The sequence below is a fragment of the Pantoea sp. RCC30.1 genome, from assembly GCF_058148845.1.
In genome coordinates, this window is the sequence record NZ_JBXUHX010000008.1 from 18,928 (window position 1) to 43,144 (window position 24,217).

Annotated in this window: 25 protein-coding genes and 2 pseudogenes; 5 read left to right on the forward strand and 22 right to left on the reverse strand. The window is 52.8% G+C overall.

Features of this window, described 5'->3' with window-relative positions:
• Positions 1-110 precede the first annotated feature (110 nt).
• The 3 genes from mmuP to AC2LB6_RS09210 all read left to right on the forward strand — a co-directional run bounded on the left by mmuP (position 111) and on the right by AC2LB6_RS09210 (position 2,950).
• The gene (mmuP, locus tag AC2LB6_RS09200) at positions 111-1,520 is read left to right on the forward strand and encodes an S-methylmethionine permease (RefSeq protein ID WP_490093273.1); all 1,410 of its coding nucleotides are present in this window, start codon (positions 111-113) and stop codon (positions 1,518-1,520) included.
• Positions 1,510-2,445, forward strand: a complete 936-nt coding sequence (gene mmuM, locus AC2LB6_RS09205) for a homocysteine S-methyltransferase (protein WP_490093367.1) — start codon at positions 1,510-1,512, stop codon at positions 2,443-2,445. The genes mmuP and mmuM overlap by 11 nt, the downstream gene beginning before the upstream one ends.
• 85 nt (positions 2,446-2,530) lie before the next feature.
• Positions 2,531-2,950: a hypothetical protein gene (locus tag AC2LB6_RS09210; protein ID WP_003850357.1), complete on the forward strand. Its 420-nt coding sequence runs from the start codon at positions 2,531-2,533 to the stop codon at positions 2,948-2,950.
• On the opposite strand, the gene speG is transcribed toward AC2LB6_RS09210, so the two are convergent.
• The 6 genes from speG to AC2LB6_RS09240 form a co-directional block, all read right to left on the reverse strand.
• Entirely contained in the window at positions 2,951-3,496 is a 546-nt protein-coding gene (gene speG, locus AC2LB6_RS09215) for a spermidine N1-acetyltransferase (protein ID WP_003850356.1), read from the reverse strand.
• A 257-nt stretch (positions 3,497-3,753) separates the two neighbouring features.
• Entirely contained in the window at positions 3,754-4,431 is a 678-nt protein-coding gene (locus AC2LB6_RS09220; protein ID WP_490093274.1) for an ABC transporter ATP-binding protein, read from the reverse strand.
• The gene (locus tag AC2LB6_RS09225; protein ID WP_490093275.1) at positions 4,424-5,254 is read right to left on the reverse strand and encodes an ABC transporter ATP-binding protein; all 831 of its coding nucleotides are present in this window, start codon (positions 5,252-5,254) and stop codon (positions 4,424-4,426) included. Before AC2LB6_RS09225 ends, AC2LB6_RS09220 begins: the two co-directional genes overlap by 8 nt.
• Positions 5,244-6,101, reverse strand: coding sequence for an ABC transporter permease (locus tag AC2LB6_RS09230; RefSeq protein ID WP_490093276.1), 858 nt, complete (start codon positions 6,099-6,101; stop codon positions 5,244-5,246). The genes AC2LB6_RS09225 and AC2LB6_RS09230 overlap by 11 nt, the downstream gene beginning before the upstream one ends.
• Entirely contained in the window at positions 6,098-7,150 is a 1,053-nt protein-coding gene (locus tag AC2LB6_RS09235) for an ABC transporter permease (RefSeq protein ID WP_490093277.1), read from the reverse strand. The genes AC2LB6_RS09230 and AC2LB6_RS09235 overlap by 4 nt, the downstream gene beginning before the upstream one ends.
• On the reverse strand, positions 7,150-8,718 hold the full coding sequence (locus AC2LB6_RS09240; RefSeq protein WP_490093278.1) for an ABC transporter substrate-binding protein: 1,569 nt from the start codon (positions 8,716-8,718) through the stop codon (positions 7,150-7,152). Before AC2LB6_RS09240 ends, AC2LB6_RS09235 begins: the two co-directional genes overlap by 1 nt.
• Before the next feature lie 658 nt (positions 8,719-9,376).
• Here AC2LB6_RS09240 and mgtA point away from each other — a divergent pair.
• Complete coding sequence (mgtA, locus tag AC2LB6_RS09245) at positions 9,377-12,079, forward strand: magnesium-translocating P-type ATPase (RefSeq protein WP_490093279.1); 2,703 nt, start codon at positions 9,377-9,379, stop codon at positions 12,077-12,079.
• Between the two features lie 10 nt (positions 12,080-12,089).
• A complete protein-coding gene (gene mgtU, locus AC2LB6_RS09250) occupies positions 12,090-12,176 on the forward strand; it encodes a magnesium transporter protection protein MgtU (protein ID WP_369690077.1) in 87 nt (28 codons plus the stop codon).
• Between the two features lie 68 nt (positions 12,177-12,244).
• On the opposite strand, the gene AC2LB6_RS09255 is transcribed toward mgtU, so the two are convergent.
• From AC2LB6_RS09255 to AC2LB6_RS09330, 16 genes and pseudogenes are all read right to left on the reverse strand, one after another.
• Complete coding sequence (locus AC2LB6_RS09255; protein ID WP_490093280.1) at positions 12,245-13,099, reverse strand: PA4780 family RIO1-like protein kinase; 855 nt, start codon at positions 13,097-13,099, stop codon at positions 12,245-12,247.
• A gap of 324 nt (positions 13,100-13,423) precedes the next feature.
• Positions 13,424-13,912, reverse strand: coding sequence for a cold shock domain-containing protein (locus AC2LB6_RS09260; protein ID WP_490093281.1), 489 nt, complete (start codon positions 13,910-13,912; stop codon positions 13,424-13,426).
• 159 nt (positions 13,913-14,071) lie between these two features.
• Positions 14,072-14,317, reverse strand: a complete 246-nt coding sequence (locus AC2LB6_RS09265) for a DUF2543 family protein (protein ID WP_490093282.1) — start codon at positions 14,315-14,317, stop codon at positions 14,072-14,074.
• Positions 14,318-14,952: 635 nt separating this feature from the next.
• Entirely contained in the window at positions 14,953-15,420 is a 468-nt protein-coding gene (locus tag AC2LB6_RS09270) for a DUF943 family protein (protein WP_490093283.1), read from the reverse strand.
• A pseudogene (locus AC2LB6_RS09275) lies at positions 15,404-15,678 on the reverse strand (DUF3289 family protein). The gene AC2LB6_RS09270 and the pseudogene AC2LB6_RS09275 overlap by 17 nt, the downstream one beginning before the upstream one ends.
• Before the next feature lie 112 nt (positions 15,679-15,790).
• Positions 15,791-16,255 (reverse strand): DUF943 family protein, encoded by a 465-nt coding sequence (locus tag AC2LB6_RS09280; RefSeq protein WP_490093284.1) that lies wholly within the window; start codon positions 16,253-16,255, stop codon positions 15,791-15,793.
• Entirely contained in the window at positions 16,239-17,087 is an 849-nt protein-coding gene (locus AC2LB6_RS09285; protein WP_490093285.1) for a YPO3983 family protein, read from the reverse strand. The genes AC2LB6_RS09280 and AC2LB6_RS09285 overlap by 17 nt, the downstream gene beginning before the upstream one ends.
• Positions 17,088-17,184: 97 nt before the next feature.
• Positions 17,185-17,913, reverse strand: coding sequence for a proteasome-type protease (locus AC2LB6_RS09290; protein ID WP_490093286.1), 729 nt, complete (start codon positions 17,911-17,913; stop codon positions 17,185-17,187).
• A gap of 81 nt (positions 17,914-17,994) precedes the next feature.
• Positions 17,995-18,777: a transglutaminase family protein gene (locus AC2LB6_RS09295; protein WP_490093287.1), complete on the reverse strand. Its 783-nt coding sequence runs from the start codon at positions 18,775-18,777 to the stop codon at positions 17,995-17,997.
• The gene (locus AC2LB6_RS09300) at positions 18,774-19,700 is read right to left on the reverse strand and encodes an alpha-E domain-containing protein (RefSeq protein WP_490093288.1); all 927 of its coding nucleotides are present in this window, start codon (positions 19,698-19,700) and stop codon (positions 18,774-18,776) included. Before AC2LB6_RS09300 ends, AC2LB6_RS09295 begins: the two co-directional genes overlap by 4 nt.
• On the reverse strand, positions 19,694-21,130 hold the full coding sequence (locus AC2LB6_RS09305; RefSeq protein ID WP_490093289.1) for a circularly permuted type 2 ATP-grasp protein: 1,437 nt from the start codon (positions 21,128-21,130) through the stop codon (positions 19,694-19,696). Before AC2LB6_RS09305 ends, AC2LB6_RS09300 begins: the two co-directional genes overlap by 7 nt.
• A gap of 440 nt (positions 21,131-21,570) precedes the next feature.
• Positions 21,571-22,035: a DUF943 family protein gene (locus AC2LB6_RS09310; RefSeq protein WP_490093290.1), complete on the reverse strand. Its 465-nt coding sequence runs from the start codon at positions 22,033-22,035 to the stop codon at positions 21,571-21,573.
• Positions 22,032-22,115: pseudogene (locus AC2LB6_RS09315) on the reverse strand (DUF3289 family protein); the annotation flags it as partial. The gene AC2LB6_RS09310 and the pseudogene AC2LB6_RS09315, both read right to left, overlap by 4 nt.
• A gap of 163 nt (positions 22,116-22,278) precedes the next feature.
• Positions 22,279-22,749 (reverse strand): DUF943 family protein, encoded by a 471-nt coding sequence (locus AC2LB6_RS09320; protein ID WP_490093368.1) that lies wholly within the window; start codon positions 22,747-22,749, stop codon positions 22,279-22,281.
• Positions 22,740-23,585 (reverse strand): YPO3983 family protein, encoded by an 846-nt coding sequence (locus AC2LB6_RS09325; RefSeq protein WP_490093291.1) that lies wholly within the window; start codon positions 23,583-23,585, stop codon positions 22,740-22,742. The genes AC2LB6_RS09320 and AC2LB6_RS09325 overlap by 10 nt, the downstream gene beginning before the upstream one ends.
• Positions 23,586-23,876: 291 nt before the next feature.
• On the reverse strand, positions 23,877-24,212 hold the full coding sequence (locus AC2LB6_RS09330) for a DUF943 family protein (RefSeq protein WP_490093369.1): 336 nt from the start codon (positions 24,210-24,212) through the stop codon (positions 23,877-23,879).
• Between the last annotated feature and the right edge of the window lie 5 nt (positions 24,213-24,217).

The following is a 24,217-nucleotide window of genomic DNA, read 5'->3' on the forward strand; positions in this document are numbered from 1 at the left end:
CACTGAACCGCCTCACCTTCCTCCCTGATTCCCCGCCGTTGCAATTACCGGCTGTGACGCGTATAAAATTGTCCCCTATAGATGTTTAGACGTCCATACGGATAAAAGTGATGAGCGAACAGCCAACTCCCTCGCAGGAACAATTTAAACGCACCATGAAAGTGCGCCATCTGGTGATGTTATCGCTGGGCGGCGTGATCGGCACCGGCCTGTTTTTTAACACCGGCTATATCATTTCAACCACCGGAGCGGCGGGTACGCTGCTCGCCTATCTGATTGGCGCGCTGGTGGTCTGGCTGGTAATGGTGTGTCTGGGCGAACTCTCCGTAGCGATGCCGGAAACCGGCGCGTTTCATGTTTACGCCGCGCGTTATCTTAGTCCGGCAACCGGCTACACCGTGGCCTGGCTCTACTGGCTGACCTGGACCGTCGCCCTCGGCTCCAGCCTGACGGCGGCGGGCTTCTGCATGCAGTACTGGTTTCCGCAAATCCCGGTGTGGATCTGGTGCCTGGTCTTCTGCTGCGCCATCTATCTGCTGAACGTTATCTCAACCCGCTTCTTTGCCGAAGGGGAGTTCTGGTTCTCACTGATTAAGGTGGTGACGATCGTCGCCTTTATCGTGCTGGGCGGCGCAGCGATGTTTGGCTTTATCCCGATGAAAGATGGCACGCCCGCACCGGGCCTGAGCAATCTCACGGCACATGGCTGGCTGCCCAACGGCGTACTGCCGATTCTGATGACCATGGTGGCGGTGAACTTCGCCTTTTCCGGCACCGAGCTAATTGGTATTGCGGCCGGTGAAACTCAGCAGCCGGAGAAAGTGCTGCCGCTGGCGATCCGCACCACCGTGGCCCGGCTGATTATCTTCTTCATCGGCACAGTATTTGTGCTGGCGGCGCTGATTCCGATGGATCAGGCTGGCATTGTGAAAAGCCCGTTTGTGCTGGTGTTTGAAAAGATCGGTATCCCGTATGCCGCTGACATTATTAACTTTGTGATCCTGACCGCTATCCTGTCCGCGGCCAACTCCGGCCTCTATGCATCCGGGCGTATGCTCTGGTCGCTGGCCAATGAAAATACGCTGCCGCGCGCCTTTGCCCGGGTGAATAAGCGCGGCGTGCCGATGCTGGCGATCACCGTCAGCATGGTGGGTGGTTTGCTGGCGCTGGTCTCCAGCGTGGTCGCGCCAGACACGGTGTTTGTGGCGCTGTCGGCTATTTCCGGTTTTGCGGTGGTCGCGGTCTGGCTCAGTATCTGCGCCTCGCATTTCGTTTTCCGTCGCCGTCATCTTCAGCAGGGCAAATCGCTAGCCGAGTTAGGCTACCGTGCGCCGCTCTATCCGCTGACGCCGATTCTGGGCTTTTTGCTCTGCCTGCTGGCCTGCGTCGGTTTGGCGTTCGATCCGACCCAGCGCATCGCGCTATGGTGTGGCATCCCGTTTGTTCTGTTTTGCTACGCCGCTTACCATCTGACCCACAAATCATCCCCGAAGCCTGAGGAGGCCAATGATGTCGCATAACCCTGTCGCGCAGGCTTTAACAGAGTCGCCATTGCTGATTCTGGATGGCGCGCTGGCTACCGAACTGGAAGCCCGCGGCTGCCATCTGGCCGATGCGCTCTGGTCAGCAAAGGTGCTGATGGAAAATCCTGAGCTGATCTATCAGGTTCACTACGACTATTTTGTCGCCGGAGCCCGCTGTGCCATCACTGCCAGCTATCAGGCGACGCCACAGGGGTTTGCCACGCGCGGTCTCGATGAAGCGCAGTCACTGGCGTTGATCGCCCAGAGCGTGGAACTGGCGCGACGCGCCCGTCACGACTATCTGGCGGTGCGGCCCGATGCGAAAACGCTGCTGGTGGCAGGTTCAGTGGGTCCGTACGGCGCTTTCCTGGCGGATGGTTCGGAATATCGCGGCGACTATGCGTTGCCGGAAGCGGAGATGATGGCGTTTCACCGCCCGCGCGTGCAGGCGCTGCTGGCGGCGGGAGCCGATCTGCTGGCCTGCGAAACCCTGCCTTCCTTTGCGGAAGCGCAGGCGCTGGTGAAGCTGCTGGCAGAATTCCCTGAAGGCCGTGCCTGGTTTACGTTTACCCTGCGCGACGCTGAACACATCAGCGACGGCACGCCGCTGTCAGAGGTGGTGAGCTGGCTGAATCAGCAGCCGCAGGTGGTAGCGCTGGGAATCAACTGCGTGGCACTTGAGAGCGTGACGCCTGCGCTGCAACAGTTGCAGAAGCTGACCGACAAGCCGCTGGTGGTCTACCCCAACTCCGGCGAGCAGTATGATGCCAGCAGCAAAAGCTGGCACTCCGCGCCGTCGGGCTGCACGCTGCACGACAAGCTGGACGAGTGGCAACAGGCGGGCGCGAAGCTGATTGGCGGCTGCTGTCGCACCTCACCCAACGACATCGCGGCTATCGCCCGCGCTTGTCAACCGCAATAAGCTGGCTGAATCGGGCGATGATAGCCCGATTGAGTCTGAGAGGGCGGTCTACACTCTGATCATTGATCACTCTGTGGACCCCTTCATGAAACAGCGAATTCTGGCTCTGGCCGCCGCGCTGCTGCTTAGCGGCTGTGCCACCATTGTTGGCACTGAAACCCAAATGGTACGCATCGACTCTCTGCCGCAGGGGGCGCGCTTTACCGTGCAGGACGAGCGTGGCTACGCCGTTGCGCAGGGTTTCACGCCGCAGACTGTTGAGCTGGCAAAATCCACCGGCCGCTATTTCGGCAAAAAGCACTACCTGCTGATGCTGGAAAGTCCGGGCTATGTGCCAGTTACGGTGCCGATCGAGGCACGCGCTAACCTCTGGTACCTGCTGGGCAACATTCCGCTGGGTGGATTCCCCGGATGGCTGCTGGTCGATCCCTTCTATGGAGGCATGTACGACCTCAAGCCGGAACATCCACGTCCCTTTATGAACCCGGTTGGCGCGCGCGGCTGATTACTGTGCGGTCGGCTTCACCATTCCGCCTGGCGTTTTATGGCGTTCCAGATACTGATGCTGGAAAATGCACATGCGGATGGTGTTGCGGTACTCCCCATTGATGAAAAACTCATGTTTAAGCACGCCTTCAATCTCGAAGCCGAGCTTGGTGTAGATGTGGATCGCTTTTTCGTTCTCCTGATCCACGATCAGGTAGAGTTTATAGAGATTCAGCACGGAAAAGCCGTAATCCATCGCCAGCTTTGCCGCCTGGGTTGCCAGCCCTTTGCCCTGATGCGCAGGATCGATAATGATCTGAAACTCGGCGCGGCGGTGCACATGGTTAATCTCGACCAGTTCCACTAATCCCGCTTTCTGCCCGCTGTGCTCCACCACAAAGCGACGTTCGGTCTGATCGTGAATGTGCTTGTTGTAGAGATCGGACAGCTCGACAAACGCCTCATACGGCTCCTCAAACCAGTAGCGCATTACGCTGGCGTTGTTATCCAGCTGATGGACAAAGTGCAGATCTTCCCGCTCCAGCGGACGCAGTTTTACCGTCATAGCCTTTTCCTCTCATGAAATAATGGCCGCGAGTATACCGCATCAGCCTGTCGCTGCGTTTTGCGTAGTTGCATATGGGTGCTGCTTTAGCGTGCAACCGTCAATAGCGTAGCGTGGCAATCAAAGCAGGCCGTGAGCGAACCGCGTACCGTCCGGCAGGTGAAAAGAGGCGTTAAAGGCCGATAAAGAGGGAAGTTAAGAAATGCGCGACGAGTGAAGCAGCGCCGGAAGGCAGATGAACGCCGTCCGGCCTGGGTTCAGGCAGAGATCTGCTCAATGATGCGGCCCTGCGCCATGCGCACCGCGCGATCGCACATGTGATCAATAACATCGGGATCGTGGCTGACCAGCACCATAGTCAGGCCATCCTGCTGTTTCAGATCGTTGAGCAGATTGAGGATCTCCGCCTGCACCGACATATCCAGTGCCGACGTCGGCTCATCCAGCAGCAGGATCTTCGGTTGCAGCAGCAGGGCGCGCACGATGGCGACGCGCTGACGCTGACCGCCGGAGAGCTGATGCGGATAACGATCTGCCAGAGCGGGGTCCAGTCCGACGTGACGGAAGCCCTGATCGATTCGATCGTTGATATTGTCGTGTTTCAGCAGCTTCAGCGGCTCCGACAGCGTGCGACGCAGCCGGTGACGCGGATGCAGCGAGGCATAAGGATCCTGGAACACCATCTGCACTTCCTGACGCAGCGCGCCGGTGAAGGCTTTGCCCGGTTGAACCTCGTGACCGGCAAGCTGCATCTGGCCCTGCCAGTGTGGGTTCAATCCCGCCAGCACCCACAGCAGCGACGACTTGCCGCAGCCCGATGGACCCACCAGACCAAAACACTCGCCAGCGTTAACTTCCAGATTAACCTCGTGCACCACGGTGCGCAGGTCATAACCCTGTTTGTGGGCGACACTAAGATTGTGTAACTCAATCATAATTCGCCTCCAGCGCAGCGCGATCCAGCACCGGTAAAGTCTGTCCGTGGGTCGCTTTGCCCGGACGGCAGGCCCACAGCGTGCGGGTGTAAGGGTGGGTCGCATGGGGCAGATCGGCAGCGGGCAGCGTATCCAGCAGCCTGCCTTTGTACATCACCATCACCCGCTCACAATGTTCCGAAACCTGCTGCAAATCATGGCTGATCAGCAGCAGTCCCATGTTGCGCGCTTCCACCAGACCGCGAATCAGCGCCAGCACCTGATCGCGCATGGCATGATCCAGCGCTGAGGTCGGTTCATCGGCGATCAGGAAGTCAGGATCGGTGATCAGGGCGATGGCCAGCATCGCGCGCTGGCCCATACCGCCAGAAAGCTGATGCGGATACTGCTGCATCAGACGACGCGGATCGGGCAGGCCGACCGCATCCAGCATTTCACACACTTTCTCTTTACGCTCGGCACGGCTCAGACGGCGATGCAGGATCAGCGGCTCTTCTACCTGCCAGCCTATGGTGCGCGTCGGGTTAAGGGCATATTTTGGGTCCTGCATCACCATCGCCACGCGGTTACCGCGCAGCTGGTTCCAGTGACGTTCACTCAGCGTGAGCGCATTCTCACCAGCGACCTGAAGCTGGCTTGCCTGCAGATGCAGCGCGGGTGAGAGTAAGCCCATCAGGCTGCGGGCAGTCAGTGACTTGCCTGAACCGGATTCACCGACCAGCGCCACACGCTCGCGGCCCACGGAAAAGCTGATGTTATCGACCAGCAGGGCTTCATCGCTGCGAATGGTCAGCCCTTCGGCATGGAGCAGATTATTTTGCATGACGGGTATCCAGTCGGTCGCGCAGGCCATCGCCTGTCAGGTTAAAGGCCAGGCTGGCAAACAGAATGGCCGCGCCCGGAGCGGCAGCAACCCACCATTGATCGAAGATCACTTTACTGCCTTCGGCGACCATCGAACCCCATTCTGCCGTCGGCGGCTGAACGCCCATACCGAGGAAGCCGAGGCCAGCTGCGGCCAGGATAATCCCGCCCAGGCTCAGCGCGGCGCGGACTACCGCAGTCGGCATGCAGAGCGGCAGGATATGACCGAACATCAGGCGAAAGCCGGTAATGCCCTGCATCCGCGCGGCGGCAAGGTAGTCGCTGCGGCGCAGTGCGAGTGTTTCAGCGCGGGCCTGGCGGGCAAACGGCGGCCAGCTGGTCAGTGCCAGTGCCAGCGCACCGTTCATCAGGCCAGGGCCGAGAACCGCCACCAGCGCCAGCGCGATCACCAGGTTCGGCAGCGACAGGAAGATATCGGTAATGCGCATCAGCAGGCGCTCAGTCCAGCCGCCAACGTAACCGGCGGTGATGCCGATCAGCAGTCCGGCCGGAATGGTCAGCACCAGGATCAGCGACACCAGCAGCAATGTCGGACGTGCGCCGTAAATCACGCGCGACAGCAGGTCACGACCAAAGCCATCGGTGCCGAACCAGTGCTGTGCCGACGGTGCCAGCAGGCGGCTCGACATGGTCTGCACATTCGGGTCGAACGGTGCAATCAGCGGTGCCAGCAGCGCCATCAGGATAAGAATCGCGACCAGCGTCAGCCCAACGGTTAACGACGTCACGCGTTGACGGCGACGGCGTGGCCGCAGCGTTTCGAGTTCAGAGAGTTGTTGCGTCATCGGGTTCTCGGATCGGTTAACCAGGTTAAAACATCCGCCAGGGTGTTAATCAGGATAAAGCAGCTGCCGATCAACAGGGTTGAGCCCAGAATTGCCGGTACATCACCGGAGAACAGTGCATTGGTCATGTAGCGACCCACACCTGGCCAGGCGAAGACGGTTTCGGTCAATACTGAGCCTTCCAGCAGGGTGGCGTAGGAGAGGGCGATCACTGTGACCAGCGTGCCCAGCACGTTAGGGAAGATATGGCGCAGCAGGATGCGTACCCGACCCGCGCCTTTTGCACGCGCCAGCACCACATACTCTTTGCTGCTCTCTTCCAGCAGGGCAGCACGCAGCAGGCGGGTAATGCCCGCCATCGCCAGCAGGCCAAGGATCACCACCGGCAGCCAGAGGTGCGCAATCGCGTTACGGAACATCTCCGGTTCACCCGACAGCCAGCTGTCGATCAGCACAAAGCCGGTCTTCGGCTCCAGGGTATAGACCCAGATATCATCCAGCCGTCCCGGTCCGGCGGACCAGTGCAGCACCGCATAAAACAGCAGCAGGCCCAGCAGGCCGAGCCAGAAAACCGGCACCGAGTAGCCCAGCAGCGAGATAAAGCGGGCAAGGTTATCGATCCAACTGCCCGGTTTCCAGGCTGCCAGCAGCGCCAGTGAGACGCCGAACAGCACCGCGAAGATCATCGCACAGGTTGCCAGCTCAATGGTGGCGGGGAAGGTGGTCATCAGGTCGCCGCTCACCGACTGATTGGTCAGACGGGAGACACCCAGATCGCCCTGCGCCAGATGTTCAACGTAGCGCCAGAACTGCATCAGCACCGGCTCGTCGAGTCCCAGGTCATGACGCACCTGCGCATAAGTCGCTTCACTGGCATGATCGCCGGCGATCTGCTGCACCGGATCAATCGGCGACAGATGCGACAGCATAAAGGTGAAGGCAAGCAGGCCAAGCAGCGTGACCAGCAGCGACAATACGCTACCGATCAGCCGTCCGCCACGCTGCCAAAAAAGCCGGGCGAACCCGGCTGAAGGAACAGACTGTGCCATTACTTAGTGACCTGCGAGTAATACACCATGTCAGGGTTAATGCCCTGTACATAGCCTTTCAGGTTGTCGCGCAGGGCGATCAGGTTCTTCGCCTGCATCCCAATCACATACGGTGAATTCTTCATCACTTCACGCTGCATCGCTTCATACAATGCCACGCGTTTCTTCGGATCGCTTTCCGCCGTCGCCGCAATGACCTGCTTGTTCAGCTCAGGAATGTGCCAGTCTGAACGGAAGGCGATAGTTTTGCTGCCATCTTCGGGGTTGTAAGCAAACGAGGCGGCATTGGTGTTCGGATCGAAATAGTCGGAGCCCCAGGCGTTCAGCGTCGCTTCATATTTATGTGCTTTCACGTTGGTCGAGACTTCTGAACTCAGGCCCGGCACCACTTCCACTTTCACGCCAGCTTTAGCGAAACTGCCCTGCAGCGCCTGCGCGATATCGAGATAAGGCGGCTGGTTGCTGGTGGAGAGCTTGAAGGTGACGTTGCTCAGGCCCGCTTTCTTCAGAATCGCTTTGGCTTTTTCCGGATCGTAGCTGTATGGCGTGTCGTTGATTGCGCCCAGGAAGCCCTTCGGCAGGAAGCTCTGATGCACGTCGAACTGGCCTTTCAGCAACTCACTGGCGATGCCTTTGTAATCCCACAGGTAACGTGCCGCTTCCCAGAAGGCCGGGTTCTTCATCGTCTCGTTCGCGCCGATGTTGAACTGGATGTAGTAGAGCGATGCCATTGGAATCGCTTCCGTCTTCACGCCTTTCTTGCCGTTCAGCGCAGCAATCTGATCGGCACCCAGGTTACGGGCGATATCGGCATCGCCCTGTTCCAGCAGCAGACGACGCGCAGCCGGTTCCGGTACGTTTTTGATCAGGATGTTCTTCATTTTTGGCGCGCCCGCTGGTGAGGTCGGGTTGGCGCTGAGCAGCACTACCTGATGCATCACCACTTTACGGATCTGGTACGGACCGCTGCCCGCTGAGTGGGTTGCCAGCCATGCGTTACCGAAATCGCCGTTCTTCGCGTTCGCCATCGCGGTTTTTTCATCAATGATGGAAGAAACCGGAGCAGAAAGCAGGCTCAATACGTAGGTCGGGCTGACGTTGGCAGTCCAGCTGATCTGCACATGATTGTCGTCGACCTTCTTCAGGAAGCCGTCGACGTTATCTTTGGTCCAGCCAAGCTGAGTCAGGATGAAAGAGGGATCGAGATTCAGCTTCACCACGCGGCCCAGTGAGAAGATCACATCTTCCGGACGCAGCGGGTTGCCGGTGGAAAATTTCGCATCTTTGCGCAGTTCAAAGGTCAGGCTGCGGTTGTCGCTGCCGGGCTGCCATGACGTCGCAAGCACAGGCTTCAGGTCCACCGGATTCTGCGGATCAGACTGCACCAGACGCTGATAGATGTTAGTAAAAGCCTGAACGCTGGTCAGCTCAAACCCTTTAGCCGGGTCGAAGCTGTCGGCGTCGTCAGTAGATTGTGCAATCACCAGCGTATCTTTCGGTGTTGCGGCCTGGGTTGTGAAGGCGGCAGCCAGCGTCAGAGCCAGCAATGATGGAATTATAGTTTTCATGAAATTTCCTTGCCTCTAAAAAGTTACGCGAGTTTACGAAAGGGCCGATGCGAAGAATAGTCGAATATGGGCTAATCATATGCAAAAAGGTTATAAGGATTGCCAGCCGGTTATAAGAATATCGCCATGCTGTTACCGAAGCGGCAACCTGAGCAGAAACAAATCCTCAACGAAACCATTATTCAATACGTTATTGCTTTACCGTGGCCTGGCTCTCTTTATAATGGCGGCAGATAACTTCAGGAGAATTCAGTTGGACAGTCACCCGAGATTAACCTTTATTCTGGCAAGCTGAATTTCCTCTGCTGCTTGCCAACCGGCGAGCAGCGATCCCCGCTTTAATTAACGATCGCGCTCCTTATTTTTAATCCTGTCATCACCAGGAGTGCGCGTTATGCTGCTGTTTATATTCGCTCTTTTTCCTCCGCCCCGTCTGGCGTAGCCCAGGCTGCGCCCAATCGCTGATATCAGACTTTTAAAACGCCGCGTATAACCGGCGTCAGGTAATCCTGCGCGCATCATTATTTTTTACGCAGGTGCAATAACCTGACTGTTTCTGAAAGTCACCCCATTAAATAACCCGGCCACGCCAGGTTTTATCCATGCACGTTTTTTCCCGTGCAGGACAACTATTGCTTTAAATCAGGGAGATGTCGAAATGAGCGACATGAAACTGGAACAGGTTGCGATCACTTCCACCGGCAACCGTAATGATAAAAAAAGTAAAAAAATGTTTGCCGTGGCGCAGCAGGCAGGCCAGCACGTTGAGATGACGCTGAACAACCTGCGCAGCCATCGTCAGGGGCTGACTCAGGCTGAAGCAGCGAAAAGATTGGCTTTGTATGGCCGTAATGAAGTGGCGCATGAGAAAGCACCTCCTGCGCTGATTCAACTGCTGATGGCGTTTAACAACCCGTTTATTTACGTATTACTGGTCCTGGCGCTGGTGAGTTTTGTAACCGACTACTGGCTGCCGCTGCGCACTGGCCAGGAGACCGATCTCTCCGGGGTGATCATTATCTGCACCATGGTGATGCTGAGCGGGCTGCTGCGCTTCTGGCAGGAGTTTCGTACCAACCGTGCGGCGCAGGCGCTGAAGTCAATGGTTCGCAGCCAGGTCACCGTGCTTCGGCGTGAGGCGGACAGCGAAACTGCGCAGCGCCAGGATGTAGATATGAGTGAACTGGTGCCGGGCGATATCATTCTGCTCAGTACCGGCGATCAGGTGCCTGCCGATGTGCGCCTGCTGAGTTCACGTAACCTTTTTATCAGTGAAGCGGTGCTGACCGGCGAGTCGCTGCCGGTTGAGAAACACAGCAGTGATGAGGGCATCCAGGGCGAAGGTCAGACCGCTAAGGAGCTGCTGGCGTCTCTGAATATCTGCCTGATGGGCACCAGCGTGGCTAGCGGCACAGCCAGTGCAGTGGTGGTGGCGACCGGTGGTGAAACCTGGTTTGGCTCACTGGCCTCGTCGCTGACCGGCAGCCGTCCGCAGACCGCGTTTGATCGCGGGGTGAACAGTGTCAGTAAGCTTCTAATCCGCTTCATGCTGGTGATGGTGCCGGTGGTGCTGCTGATCAATGGCTTCACCAAAGGCGACTGGATGGATGCGACGCTGTTTGCCCTGGCGGTCGCGGTCGGGCTGACGCCGGAAATGCTGCCGATGATTGTCAGCGCCAACCTGGCTAAAGGCGCGATTGCGATGTCACGTCGCAAAGTGATCGTTAAAAAGCTCAACGCCATTCAGAACCTCGGCGCGATGGATGTGCTCTGTACCGATAAAACCGGCACGCTGACCCAGGACACCATCCTGTTAGCGCATCATCTGGACGCGCGGGGCAATGAAGATGCAGAGGTGCTATTGCTGGCATGGCTTAACAGCGGCAGCCAGAGTGGTGTTAAAAACCTGATGGACCGCGCCGTGCTCAGCGTGGGCGATAGAATCATTTCACAGTCTCAGCGCAGCCAGTTTCAGCTGGTCGATGAGCTGCCGTTTGATTTTACCCGCCGTCGGGTGTCGGTGCTGGTGGAAGATCTGGCTCAGCATCGTTCACAACTGATCTGCAAAGGCGCAGTGGAAGAGATGCTGGCGGTGAGCACTGCCGTGCGGCAGGGCGACACGGTGGTTGCACTGGATGCGGCACAGCGTGCGGCGCTGCTGGCGCAGACCGAACACTATCATCAGCAGGGTTATCGTGTGCTGCTGGTGGCGACCCGTGATGGCGAATTGCGCGCGCCGCTCAGCGACAGTGATGAGCGCGATCTGGTTATCCAGGGGATGCTGACCTTCCGCGATCCGCCGAAAGCCAGCGCGGGTAAGGCGATTAAAGCCCTGCGCGACAGCGGCGTAACGGTGAAAGTGCTGACCGGCGACAATCCGCTGGTGACGCTGCGAGTCTGTGCCGATGTCGGGCTGACCGATCCGGCCATGCTGACCGGCGATCAGATTGAGGCGATGAACGATGATGAACTGGCGCAGGAAGCAGAGCGCTGCACCCTGTTTGCCCAGCTGACGCCGCTGCAGAAATCACGGCTGGTGCGTCTGATGCAGCAGAACGGTCACACCGTCGGCTTCCTTGGGGATGGCATTAATGACGCGCCAGCACTGCGCGCGGCCGACACCGGGATTTCCGTGGATAGCGCGGCAGATGTGGCGAAAGCCTCATCGGACATCATCCTGCTGGAGAAAGATCTGCAGGTGCTGAATGAGGGGGTACTCAAAGGACGCGAGACCTTTGGCAACATCATCAAGTATCTCAACATGACTGCCAGCTCGAACTTCGGCAACGTTTTCTCGTTGCTGGTGGCCAGTGCCTTTATTCCGTTTCTGCCGATGCTGTCGATTCATCTGCTGATTCAGAACCTGATGTATGACCTCTCCCAGTTGGCGTTGCCGTGGGACAAGGTTGACCGTGAGTTTCTGAATAAGCCGCGCAAATGGGATGCCGGCAACATCAAACGCTTCATGCTGTGGATGGGGCCGACGTCGTCAATTTTTGATGTCACCACCTTTGCGCTGATGTGGTTCGTATTCGGCGCTAACCATGCAGGCGTGCAGTCGCTTTTCCAGTCCGGCTGGTTTATCGAGGGACTGCTTTCTCAGACGCTGGTGGTGCATATGCTGCGTACCCGGAAGATTCCGTTTATCCAGAGTCGCGCCACCTTACCGGTGATGCTGACCACGCTGGCGGTGATGGCGTTGGGCATCCTGATTCCGTTCTCACCGCTGGGTGCGATGGTCGGACTGGTGCCACTGCCATGGCAATACTTCCCATGGCTGGTCCTGACGCTGTTCAGCTACTGCCTGGTGGCGCAGGGCATGAAACGTTTCTACATCCGTCGTTTTGGTCAGTGGTTCTAAGGAGGCGAAGATGAAAAAAAGCAGGCTCGATAAGGTATTTGTCGGCGTGATGATCATCGGCATAACTCTGATTGCGCTGACTGTCATCGTGCGGTGAGGGCGTTATGATAGTGCGATAGTTAAAAGGCAGCGAGTTTACTCGCTGCCTTTTTATTGATGCAATGACTACTCTTCGTCGCGATCACGGCTGGCACGCTGACGCTCGTAATATTCATCTTCTGCGGTGATGATCTCATCCATCAGAGAATCCATATCCACCACGCGTTCTTCTTCCACGAACTCGCCGGTAAGCGGGGTTTCCGGGGTCAGCTTGCCATCTTCATACAGCAGCCAGATCTCTTTGGCATAGCGCGTCTTCAGCAGCTGCGGAGCGAACTGGCCGTAGTAGGACGTGATGTTGTCTACGTCACGTTCGAACATTGACTCGGCATGGTTATTGGCCGCCGCATCAACCGCCTGTGGCAGGTCGATAATCACCGGACCCTGTTCATCCAGCAGCACGTTGAACTCGGACAGGTCGCCATGAACAATACCGGCACAGAGCATGCGCACGATGTTGCGAATCATGGTGTGGAAATCGGTGACCGCCTGCTCTTCGGAGAGCGTGACATCGCTGAGGCGCGGCGCAACGGAGCCATTGGCGTCGGTCACCAGCTCCATCAGTAACACACCGTCAATGCAGAGATAAGGCTGGGGCACGCGAACACCGGCGTTAGCCAGACGGAACAGGGCATCGACTTCTGCTGTCTGCCAGGACTCTTCCTGTTGCTTGCGGCCGAACTTCGTGCCTTTCTGCATGGCGCGCGCGTTACGGCTGTTACGGGTTTTACGTCCTTCCTGATACTGCACCGCCTGCTTGAAGCTACGCTGGGTCGCTTCTTTATAGACTTTGGCGCACTGCACCTTGCCGCCGCATAGCACGGTATAGACGTCTGCTTCTTTGCCGCTTTTCAGCCGCTGCAGGACATCGTCAATCAGGCCGTCATCGACCAGGGGCTGGATTCTGTTTGGGATTTTCATGCGGCTTTATACCTTATTTCACCCGCTTTTCGTATCACTTTGCGATGATGGAAAACATTGGCAGTGACTGAACAAAGTATCCGATTCTACCCTGGAAAGTCGCTTTGTGGGGATGAACCTTGATGACCTGCGCTTTTGACCTTTGTTTTATCATAAACAATGGATTAGGGGGGAGAGCAGGGCAGTTTTAACTGCCAGAGAGACGCTTTGTCGTTTATCAGCCCGGCGGGCGCGGATTTCGTGTCAAAAAATGTGCCTGAATACAGGCTGGTGGGGGCTTCATGGCCGAAATCCTGCAAACAGAATGTCGGCCTGCCTGCGGAATTACTTCAGGCCTTTAAGCACTTTAACCGTGCTTTCAATGTCGATTTCATCTTCGGAGAAGATCAGTGTCGTTCCCTGGAAGGTGGTGACCGCCAGCTTTTTCAGTGAGCGCATCTCACTGGCGTTCGGGTCAGACTTCGGACGGATATTATTCAGCAACAGACCCACTGACAGCACAGCGTTCTCTTTGTCCACACCGGCATCGACCGGGACTTCTTCGTTGTAGACCAGGTACGATTTAATCGAGGTGATCTTCAGCCGCTCGCCTGCGATATAGATATATTTGCTGGTTGGCGCGACTTTCACCGCATAGGCGGATAAGCCTTTGTTGTTGGTGGTGGGTTCAAACGTCACCGTTGCATCTTTCTTTATCAGATCAGGATTGGCGACCTTAATCACATGAAAATAGCGGTTATCACCGTTTTCATCTTTGATAAAGCCAAAACCTTTATCTTCAAACCAGGTTGTGATCGTTCCGTTCATCGCCATTTTTGCCTGCTCAATCTACTCAGTTTTTTACAGCGCGTAGTGTAAATCACAATGCCTGCGCAGACTATGCCTTTGGGGACAGCCCGGAGAATAATTTCAGCTCTTCAAAACACGCCTAAGGCAGTGCACAGCACTCTTTTGAGTGGTGCTCTGCTTATGTTACTCGTTGCCCCACTGGTTCAGGAACGAAGCGATCTCATCGATGCGTGCTTCATCGATCGCGGCTTCGCGTGCCATTTCCTGTTGCGACTCCTCACTGATCTCTTCGTTGTTAGTCAGACAGGTAATCAGTAGCTGAAAATAGCGTGCCAGGGCATCACGCTCGGTCTCACTGACCGGTTTGGTCGTTTCGGTCGCATATTCATCAGCAATGTCATAATACTTAAGGGGAATATCGTTATTCATTTGGTAACTCTCTGAGTAATCGCCTGTGATCGCGGTAGCCTGTCTCATCAGGCCTGATAAGCGGATGATTATTTCTTTTTTTGCTCTTCTTTGCAAAGGTCGGTTAAAGCAGGAAACTATCCTGTGCCATCTGATGCAATTGTGTTCTGAACAGTGGAATATCGTGCGGTTGTGCACGATAAAATGCTGACTCACTCCGGGAAGCAGGGTGAAGACATCTCGCAGTTTAGAGGAGATGGCATATCGACAAAGCACAGTATTTAGCTCTTCTTTATAACCATCGCTAAACAACCAGAATGTAATAGAGAATAGCCATCTTTTGCAGGGTTGATAATTTTAAAAATAAAAAATGCTTATATTATACATGCAGATACTTTTCCTCTACGCATATTGATATGTGGACAACGGTACGGACATGGGACGGAAAGCACTGTTTATAGATTAGGGTTCTTCGGGTAAAACGATGTTAGTCGTGGTCAGGAATCGTACTGGAACAGTTTGGGCGCTTCGTATTTTGTATATCGTAATCGAACGCTGTCCGAAAAATGGAGAAGATAGAAGTTCCTCCTCCCTGGTCGGGCAAGCTGGAGAGGGGAGGATGATTTTGTTGCTGTCTCTACGCGAGAGTGGCAAGTTTACCCGGATACGTCTTTTACAATATTTCCGTTTTCTTTCATACGATATATGCCACCGCTATTAATAAATGAAATCCCCATGTTTTTGCTGTGATTAACTGAAAAAACCCGGTGTTTATCAATGCAGTTTAGCGGTGGCGGCATATCGTCAAAGCATAATCTGTCGTATCCATCCGTTTCTTTGTAGCCATCGCCGAATAGCCAGAAAATCACAGTAAAATCACCATCTTTTTCTGGTCGGGGGACGTCATATATTTCTTTCAACATATTCCTGTTTTTCAGCCACCAGCTGATTTTACCTTTATCAGTAAATGGAAAGTTTCTTACCAAAACAGCACTGGAACCATGGCCTCTATGATGTACCGCGATAATCTCTACCGGACGCAGCGATAACCAGAGGCAGTAGCCGAAAATCCCCACCGCAACCAATAGAAGGGCGTAAAGCGTTTTCTTACTTTTTGCTTTCATTGCGGTTTCCCGTAATCTCTACAGTGGCTTCCATATTGGTCATGTATGGCTTAAAGCCAAACTGATTGTATCGCTGGAGCACAAAGCAGAGCCGAAAAAAGCGGAATTGGTTGAACCTGAATTTGAAATATCACCAACATCCACGCCAAAGTGATCCTGGACTTCATAATGCACCACCGCCCGGTAACGGTCATTATGAACCTGTAACGATTCTATAGTGATCTGTGTTGCCCAGGTGTCGTGGACAGTTATACGCATGCTATTAAACTTGTCGCTGGAAGCGGTCTGATTTTGGCAAGGTTTTTCGCATGGCTGGTGCAAGCCGTGGAAAAGGGATGATGTTACTACTACTTCCAGACGAGGGGAGTAATTATTTATATCTGGTTTTAAACATCTCGCCACTTTCTTTCACCCGATATATTCCATCATCGACCCAAAAAGCCGTTCCACTTTTTTTTCCATGTTTAACAAACATAAAAGAGTTTTTATCAATACAGTTTATTGGTGGTTTCATATCTTTAAAACAAAGCCTGTCGTAACCATCATCTTCTTTGTAACCATCTCCGAAATCCCAAAAAATGACAGTATAGGAGCCGTCTGAATCGGATTTTGGGATGCCGTATTTTTCTTTCAACATATCTTTGTTTTGGAACCACCAGTTTATTTTCTGTTTATCAGTGAAAGGGAATGTTTTAACTAAAACAGAACTAAAAGTGCCATTGTCATGCACAGCAATAATTTTAACCGGGCGTAGGTATATCCGGGTAGCGTAAGCAACTAATGCGCAGGCAGCTAAAAATAGTATTAATAATTTTTTTTTATTCTTGACCATCATTACGTTCCCCGGAAATTTCAATAGTAGCCTCAATGTTCGTCATGAAAGGCTTGAAATCAAACTGATTATAACGCTGGAGCACAAACCAGATACGGAATAAACGAAACTGGTTGAATCTGAATTTTGAAATATCGTCTATATCAAGCCCAAAGTGATCCTGCATTTTGTAATGTAGAACTGCACGGTAGCCATCATTATTAATCAGTAAGGATTTTATAGTAATATGTGTTGACCAGATGTCGTGAACGGTAATCCCCATACCATTAAAGTTATCCTGGAATCTGTCGAATTTTGGTAATTTACCCTGGAGGATAGCCGCTCTTAGAGCCTCTTTTTTATCCGTCGGAATGCAGTGTTGTTTCCAGTTAATGCTGTTTTTAAGTACATTTTTCAACAAAATAAGAGTGCTGTTTCTTGTCCTGTCATTGAGAATATGCTCCTTCAAAGCATTGTTCAGGTACATATTGCTGAAGCACGAACCATTGCCATGTTGCATATGGGTGATCATCTTTTCGATCAGGTGCTTGTACGGACCATAAACCGAGAACAAGCGCGATAACTCGCGGAATTCATCAAATAGGAGTGCAGCGCACTGCTGGCGGGTAATTTTCTCACCCTCTCCACGGGCGCCATAAAACATAGACTGTGGCTGAGTGAACGGGGTGATTTTCGCCAGGGTGTAAGGATTGGCTCTGGTGGAGATATCCAGCAAATGAAAATGCGCTTTTAACTGTGATTCTGATAAATCACCGCAGCGCATATCTTTAGCGTAGTAGTCGTCCATCCAGTTTTGCGTGGTAAATATCGTGCAGGGAAATTGTAATGCGGCCATTGGTATACATTCCTTGTAAGTAATCCCTTTGGGTATTCACAGGAATGATACGCTGACAGGCTGACATGTAAACACTGAGCTTTCTATTTTGCTCAAATTAGAGAACCAGCGGCGGTAGCTGTTTGAAGGTGCTGACTAATCCTTCTCCCCAGCCTTTACGGATAGTCGTAAAGTACGGGTGGTCTTCGGTAATGCGGTATTGCCGGGCATCGCTATAGCTATCAGAAGGGTAGATCATGACGTCGAGCGGCAGGCCAACGGACAGATTGCTGCGCAGAGTCGAATCCAGTGAAATCAGTGCGCACTGCATCGCTTGCTCCAGAGACATGTCGTAGTGCAGCACCCGGTCAATGATCGGTTTGCCGTACTTGCTTTCACCAATCTGGAAATAGGGCGTATCGCGGGTTGCTTCGATGAAATTACCCTGTGGGTAAATATGGAACAGACCAATATCATCCCCGTTGATTTGCCCGCCGAGCAGCAGGTTGCAACTGAAGTCTGTCGTGCTGCCATTCTGTTGTGCTTCACTGTCGCGCTGGATCACCTCACGAACCGTCTCGCCTATCAGAGAAGCGGCCTCATAGAGGCTGGAGGCATTCAGCAGATTGGGACAGTCGGCATTTCTGCTGCGGTGTCGCAGCAGACTGATAATACTTTGAGTGGTCGCCAGATTACCGGCAGTCTGAAGCACCAGCGTACGATCGCCGTCCTGATGAAACACATGCAGTTTTCGGAAGGTGGAAATATGATCCACGCCAGCATTGGTACGTGAATCGGATGCAAAGACCAGCCCGGATGACAGGCGCATGGCCACACAATAGGTCATACCACACTTCCCTTAAAAAATGATTTGCACGCCATAAGCGTGCATGAAGTTTTCACCATCAGCAAGTCGCTACAGGTCAATTTACATCATTTGTACGGCGGCAATCGCGCACATATCTTCGTATCCCCCGCCAATCCGTAAACCGCGTACCGGACAGGCATCCAGGTAATCAATCCCGACGGCAAGCTTAAGATGTTGATCAGGCATACGGGTATTGTTGGTGATATCAAAGCAGTGCCAGCGGTCTTCCATCCAGACTTCGGCCCAGGCATGGGTCGCGACATGGAGAGAATCTTTGCTGTGCAGGTAACCGCTGACATAGCGTGCCGGTATATTCAGGCTACGACAGCAGCTCAGAAAGACATGAGTATGATCCTGGCATACTCCGCTCCCCGCGGCGAAAGCCTCTGCGGCACTGTCGGTCACAAGGGTAGAGCCGGGGGTATATGGCATCCTGAGTAGCAGGTCCGCCATCAGGTTTTCCAGGGCGGCCAGAATCGCCTGGGGCTGATAATAGCGCAGGGCAAAAGCCTGAATCGCCGCATCGGGCTGGGTCAGCGGACTGTGGCGCAGGAAGACCAGCGGTGATAAATGCCCCTGAGCCTGATCTTCAATGCCGTGTTCAATCTCCACCACGCCGTGTGCCTGAATAGTGATGGACTCATGCGGTTCATCGAGTGTCAGCACATGCATGATGTTGCCGAAGGCATCGGTGGTGCACACCGCCTTATCCGGCAAGGTCAGTTTCCAGGAGAGTATGCGTTGATGAGGTGATTCCTGAGGCGTCAGTCGCAGGTACTGGATACTCCGTTGCACCGCCTGGTCGTAGCGGTAGTGCGTGTTGTGCTCAATGCTAAGTTTCATTGCGCCTCCAGATACGTGTGATGAATACTTTCGGCGATCTCGGTTACCTGGGCGAGAAAGGTTTCCAGCCAGTTGTTCAGCCCGATTCTGCTCAGGTCTTTCATGGAACTGAAGCGCAGTTCGGCGTGCAGGATATGCGCCAGCCGGCGTGGCTGGTTTGCACGGCCACCAATCAGCTCCAGTTGCTGAACCATATCGTTGATACACGCCAGCAACGAACGCGGCAGCTCGTTGCGCAGGATCATCAGCTCGGCGATGGTCTCCCGGCTCAGGGGCTGCTTGTAAATACTATGGTAGGCTTCGCGCGCGCTTACCGCCTGCAGCAGTGTGTCCATGCGGTAATATTCGCGCACCGGGTCGTCATCAATATCCATCAGTCTGTTTTTCACTTCCAGCAGACGGGCGGTGCCATCAGCCCGTTCCAGCAGCGTCCCGAGACGGATAAAGTGCATCGCGTCGCTGCGGAGCAGGGTACCGAACATGGCACCGCGGAACAGATGAGAGCGCTCTTTCAACCAGTCAAAGAAGGCGTCCGCACCGTCTGAACCGATGCCCTGACGGCGTAACGATTTCATCCCGATCCAGGTGGCATTGATACATTCCCAGACTTCGGATGAGAGGCTGCCACGTACAGCATGCGCGTTGTTCCAGCCCATCTGCAGGCAACTGAAGATGCTGCTGTCATTCCGGTTATCAAGAGCGAAAAAACTGACCAGATTGGGCATCGTCAGTGTCGGGTAGGTTTCAGCATACAGCTCGCTGGTGCTGGTCAGGTTGAGCGGTACCAGCAGATCATGCGTACCCCCGTTGCGGATGGGCATCATCGACAATTTGTTGGTGACGTCCAGCACCCGGGCGATATTTTCTGCCCGCTCCAGATAGCGGGCCATCCAATAGAGTTCACTGGCTGTCCGGCTCAGCATATATCATCCTCCAGTACCCAGGTGTCCTTGGTTCCGCCGCCCTGTGACGAATTGACGACCAGCGATCCTTCCGTCAACGCGACGCGGGTCAGCCCGCCGGGCACCAGTCGAATCTCCGCGCCACTGAGCACAAAGGGTCGGAGGTCGATATGACGTGGTGCCAGGCCGTCGTTGACGAACGTGGGGCAGGTAGACAACGCCAGTGTGTTTTGCGCGATGTAATTTTGCGGACGCGCCAGCAACAGGTCACGGAAGTGGGCGAGCTCAGCTTTGCTGGCGGCGGGGCCGATCAACATGCCGTAACCGCCAGCGCCGTGAACCTCTTTCACGACCATTTTTTCGAGGTTGGCCAGCACATACGACAGCTCATTTTTATGCCTGCATTGCCAGGTTGGCACGTTGTTGAGGATCGGTTCTTCATGCAGATAAAAGCGCACCATATCCGGAACATAGGGATAGATAGATTTGTCATCAGCCACGCCCGTGCCGATAGCATTGGCCAGGACGACATTGCCAGCCCGGTAAACTGACAGCAGTCCCGGTACGCCGAGCATGGAGTCCGGGCGGAACGCCAGCGGATCGAGGAAGGCGTCGTCAACCCGACGATAGATCACATGTATTCTGCATGGCCCGGCAGTCGTGCGCATGAACAGCATGCCATCCTTAACGAACAGATCGGCACTTTCAACCAGCTCAACGCCCATTTGCTGAGCCAGGAAACTGTGTTCGAAGTAAGCGCTGTTAAAGCGGCCAGGGGTCAATACCACCACGGTGGGATCGTTGATGGGTGAGCTTTCGCGAAGCGTCTGTAGCAGATGCGATGGATAGCGTTCTACAGGGGCAATGCGTTGCTGTCCAAACAGTTCCGGATAGAGCCGCATCATCATCTTACGGTTCTCCAGCATATAGGAGACGCCAGAGGGGGTACGCAAATTATCTTCCAGAACGTAATAGTCGCCATCACTGTTGCGCACCATATCCACACCGACAATATGTGCATAGATATCACGATGGAGATCAACGCCCTGCATACAGGGTTGATACTGTTCGTTGGCCAGAACCTGTTCTGCCGGAATGATGCCCGCCTTCAGAATATGTTGTTCATGGTAGATATCGTAGAGGAAGGCATTGAGCGCCTGCACACGCTGGCGAATACCGGCATCGAGCATGGCCCACTCGGCGGCCGGGATAATACGTGGCACGCTGTCGAACGGGATCAACCGTTCTGCACCACTATCGTCATCGTAGACATTGAACGTAATCCCTACCCGGTGAAACAGGAGGGCGGCTTCTTCCCGCTTGCGCTGGACAGCCTGATGATCAGCCTGTTGCAGCCATTGCCAGTAGGCAGCGTAGTGGTCACGGTGTTCACCTTCAGCCAGAAGCATCTCATCAAAAAAGGGTGAAGCGGAGAGATTGATATTCAGCATCGTCACCTCGCAGACGTTAAAGGCTGTCAATCAATCCAAGCATAAACTGTGCCAGCATCAGAAGAAGCGAAACGGTGCAAAGCCGTCATATTGCCAGGTCAGATGCCCCGTTTTGGTGCAGACTCAGTGCGGGCGTGTCTTAATTTGGCGCTTAGTATGTCGCGATGAACAAAAAAACGGTTCACGGCCCACGGCCACCTGGCGGGCGAAGTTACCGCAAATAAGTGCTGACGATGAATCCACTGGGCGTAGATATATCCAGGTTGCGTAAGCGAGTAATGCGCAAACAGCCAAAAAGAGGATTTTGAATATCGTGCAGGGTAATTGTAATGGAGCCATTGGTATACATTCCTTGTATAAACTTCCGTCGTGGTTTTCACGGGGGATAGCCTCAGTGTTATTTTGCCACGTTCCGGACAGGGGGGTAGTAAGATATGCTGTTACTTTGATTCATTTTTTACAATTATACCGTTTTTATTGATGGTGTATTCGCTACCGTCAACGCCAAATGAAATGTTACTATTTCGGGTATTCCATATGGAAAAAATTCTGTTCTTATCAATGCAATTCAACGGTGGTTGTATATCATCAAAGCATCGCCTGTCGTATTTACCTTGCTCTTTATAGCCATCTGCAAAATCCCAGAAAACTATAGAGAAAAAACCATTTTTCCCAGGTTGCGGAATATCATATTTTTCTTTTAACATGTTCTTATTTTTCAGCCACCAGCTAATTTTCCCTCTATCAGTAAACGGGAAGTTTCTTACCAGGACAGAGCTAAACTCTCCATCTTTATGTACTGCGACAACCTCTGCAGGACGCAGCGACAGCCAAAGCCAGTAGCCCAAAAGAACACAGCCAGCCAGAAAGAACAGCGCAATAGCTTTCTTGTTTTTTATTCTCACTTGCGGTCTCCAGTGATTTCTATGGTGGCTTCCAGGTTGGTCATAAATGTCCTGAAACCAAATTGGTTATACCGCTGTAATGCGTCCATTGGTATACATTCATTGTATAATCTTCCGTCGTGGTCTTCACTGGGGATAATACGCAATGACGTGCGCAAATGTTAATCATAGTTTGTCCTCTCCCGGACATCGATTGCTGATTCAGGACCGGGAGATAGTGGATACTTTGTACCAATAACTCATTTAATCGGATTCGACTTTTATAATGTCGCCATTCTGGACTAATCGGTAATTATCACCATCATATATAGTAAAAAAAACACCTCTATTTTTGCTATTAGTTACAGTGAATACAGCATCTTTTTCAATACAGTTTTTTTCGCTTTTAATATCATTGAAACAGAATCTGTCATATTTTCCCTCCTCTTTATACCCCTCTCCAAACAACCAGACGGTAACTGAAAAAGAACCATCCTCCGCTGGGTTAGGAACATTATACTTTTCTTTAAAAATAGCTTTGTTTTCCATCCACCAATTTATTTTACCCTTATCTGTAAATGGAGTGTTTTTAACCAAAATAGCACTAAAATTACTTTCTCTATGATGAACCGCAATAATCTCTACAGGACGCAGCGACAGCCAAAGCCAGTAGCCCAGAAACACACAGCCAGCCAGAAAGAACAGCGCAATAGCTTTCTTGTTTTTCATTCTAATTTACGGGTTCCGGTGATTTCTATGGTGGCTTCCATATTGGTCATAAATGGCCTGAAACCAAATTGGTTGTACCGCTGTAGTACAAACCAGATACGGAAAAATCGGAACTGGTTAAATCTGAATTTTGAAATATCGTTAACATCAAGGCCAAAGTGATCCTGGATTTTGTAATGCACCACCGCGCCGTAACGGTCATTATCAACCTGTAGCGATTTTATAGTGATGTGTGTTGTCCACGTGTCGTGGACAGCTATACCCATGCCGTTAAAGTTATCCTGGAATCTGTCGAATTTAGGCAATTTACTGTCCAGGATTACTTTTCTTAGTTTATCTGTTTCTTTTACTGGTAAATATCTATTTTCCCAATCTATAAAAGTATTAAAAGCTTTCTCTAACCGTAAGCGTGTACTGTTCTCTGTTGAATAATCTTTGAGAATATGCTCCTTCAAAGCACTGTCCAGATGCATACTGGTGAACGTTTTGCCATCACCGTACTGCATATGAGTGATCATCTGTTCGATCAGATATTTGTACGGGCCATAAACCGAGAACAGGCGAGATAAGTCGCGGAACTCATCGAACAGGATATTAGCGCATTGATGACGGGTGATCTTTTCCCCTATTCCATGGGAGCCATGAAACATTGACTGTGGCTGAGTGAATGGCGTAATTTTGGTCAGGGTGTAAGGGTGGGCTCTGGTGGAAACATCCACCAGTTGGTAATCAGATTTTAACTGTGCTTCGGTCAGATCGCCGCAGCACATATCCCTGGCGCTGTAGGCGTCCATAGACTTTTGGGTTTTGAATATCGTGCAGGGAAATTGTAATGCGTCCATCGATATACATTCCTTGTATAATCTTCCGTCGTGGTCTTAACAGGGGATAGTACGCAATCATGTGCGCAAATGTTAATCATATTGTGTCCTCTCCCGGACATCGATTGCTGATTCAGGCCAGGGAGAGAGTGGATGCTTTACTGCAATAACCTGTCATTAAAAAAGGTTCAGATGTTCTTGTAATGAATCAATATAGTATAGCCTTCTTAACATTTTGCTACTTCTGCATAGCGGGTGCAAAATTGGGAAGACGGATAATTTTATTGCTGTCCTTACGCGAGGGAAGCGACGTTAATGAGATTCGACTTTAATAATTTCACCTTTCTGGCCTAAGCGATAATTATCACCATCGTACGCTGAGAAAGTTACACCAAAATCCCAAAAAATAATAGTAAAATAACCAGAGGGTGATGGCTTAGGGATATCATATTTTTCTTTAAGCATATCTTTATTTTTTAGCCACCAGTTTATTTTCCCCTTATCTGTCAACGGGAAATGCCTGACTAAGACATAGCTATGATTACCATTGTCATGAACTGCAACAACCTCAACCGGACGAAGTGATAGCCAAAGCCAGTAACCAGATAATATGCAAACAGTTAATGTTAATAAGGCAATTTTTTTTATATTTT

Bases quoted from the DNA above. Each gene is read 5' to 3' on its own strand.
- mmuP (WP_490093273.1), top strand. From the start codon at position 111: ATGAGCGAACAGCCAACTCCCTCGCAGGAACAATTTAAACGCACCATG.
- mmuM (WP_490093367.1), top strand. From the start codon at position 1,510: ATGTCGCATAACCCTGTCGCGCAGGCTTTAACAGAGTCGCCATTGCTG.
- AC2LB6_RS09210 (WP_003850357.1), top strand. From the start codon at position 2,531: ATGAAACAGCGAATTCTGGCTCTGGCCGCCGCGCTGCTGCTTAGCGGC.
- speG (WP_003850356.1), bottom strand. From the start codon at position 3,496: ATGACGGTAAAACTGCGTCCGCTGGAGCGGGAAGATCTGCACTTTGTC.
- AC2LB6_RS09220 (WP_490093274.1), bottom strand. From the start codon at position 4,431: ATGATTGAGTTACACAATCTTAGTGTCGCCCACAAACAGGGTTATGAC.
- AC2LB6_RS09225 (WP_490093275.1), bottom strand. From the start codon at position 5,254: ATGCAAAATAATCTGCTCCATGCCGAAGGGCTGACCATTCGCAGCGAT.
- AC2LB6_RS09230 (WP_490093276.1), bottom strand. From the start codon at position 6,101: ATGACGCAACAACTCTCTGAACTCGAAACGCTGCGGCCACGCCGTCGC.
- AC2LB6_RS09235 (WP_490093277.1), bottom strand. From the start codon at position 7,150: ATGGCACAGTCTGTTCCTTCAGCCGGGTTCGCCCGGCTTTTTTGGCAG.
- AC2LB6_RS09240 (WP_490093278.1), bottom strand. From the start codon at position 8,718: ATGAAAACTATAATTCCATCATTGCTGGCTCTGACGCTGGCTGCCGCC.
- mgtA (WP_490093279.1), top strand. From the start codon at position 9,377: ATGAGCGACATGAAACTGGAACAGGTTGCGATCACTTCCACCGGCAAC.
- mgtU (WP_369690077.1), top strand. From the start codon at position 12,090: ATGAAAAAAAGCAGGCTCGATAAGGTATTTGTCGGCGTGATGATCATC.
- AC2LB6_RS09255 (WP_490093280.1), bottom strand. From the start codon at position 13,099: ATGAAAATCCCAAACAGAATCCAGCCCCTGGTCGATGACGGCCTGATT.
- AC2LB6_RS09260 (WP_490093281.1), bottom strand. From the start codon at position 13,912: ATGGCGATGAACGGAACGATCACAACCTGGTTTGAAGATAAAGGTTTT.
- AC2LB6_RS09265 (WP_490093282.1), bottom strand. From the start codon at position 14,317: ATGAATAACGATATTCCCCTTAAGTATTATGACATTGCTGATGAATAT.
- AC2LB6_RS09270 (WP_490093283.1), bottom strand. From the start codon at position 15,420: ATGAAAGCAAAAAGTAAGAAAACGCTTTACGCCCTTCTATTGGTTGCG.
- AC2LB6_RS09280 (WP_490093284.1), bottom strand. From the start codon at position 16,255: ATGATGGTCAAGAATAAAAAAAAATTATTAATACTATTTTTAGCTGCC.
- AC2LB6_RS09285 (WP_490093285.1), bottom strand. From the start codon at position 17,087: ATGGCCGCATTACAATTTCCCTGCACGATATTTACCACGCAAAACTGG.
- AC2LB6_RS09290 (WP_490093286.1), bottom strand. From the start codon at position 17,913: ATGACCTATTGTGTGGCCATGCGCCTGTCATCCGGGCTGGTCTTTGCA.
- AC2LB6_RS09295 (WP_490093287.1), bottom strand. From the start codon at position 18,777: ATGAAACTTAGCATTGAGCACAACACGCACTACCGCTACGACCAGGCG.
- AC2LB6_RS09300 (WP_490093288.1), bottom strand. From the start codon at position 19,700: ATGCTGAGCCGGACAGCCAGTGAACTCTATTGGATGGCCCGCTATCTG.
- AC2LB6_RS09305 (WP_490093289.1), bottom strand. From the start codon at position 21,130: ATGCTGAATATCAATCTCTCCGCTTCACCCTTTTTTGATGAGATGCTT.
- AC2LB6_RS09325 (WP_490093291.1), bottom strand. From the start codon at position 23,585: ATGGACGCATTACAATTTCCCTGCACGATATTCAAAACCCAAAAGTCT.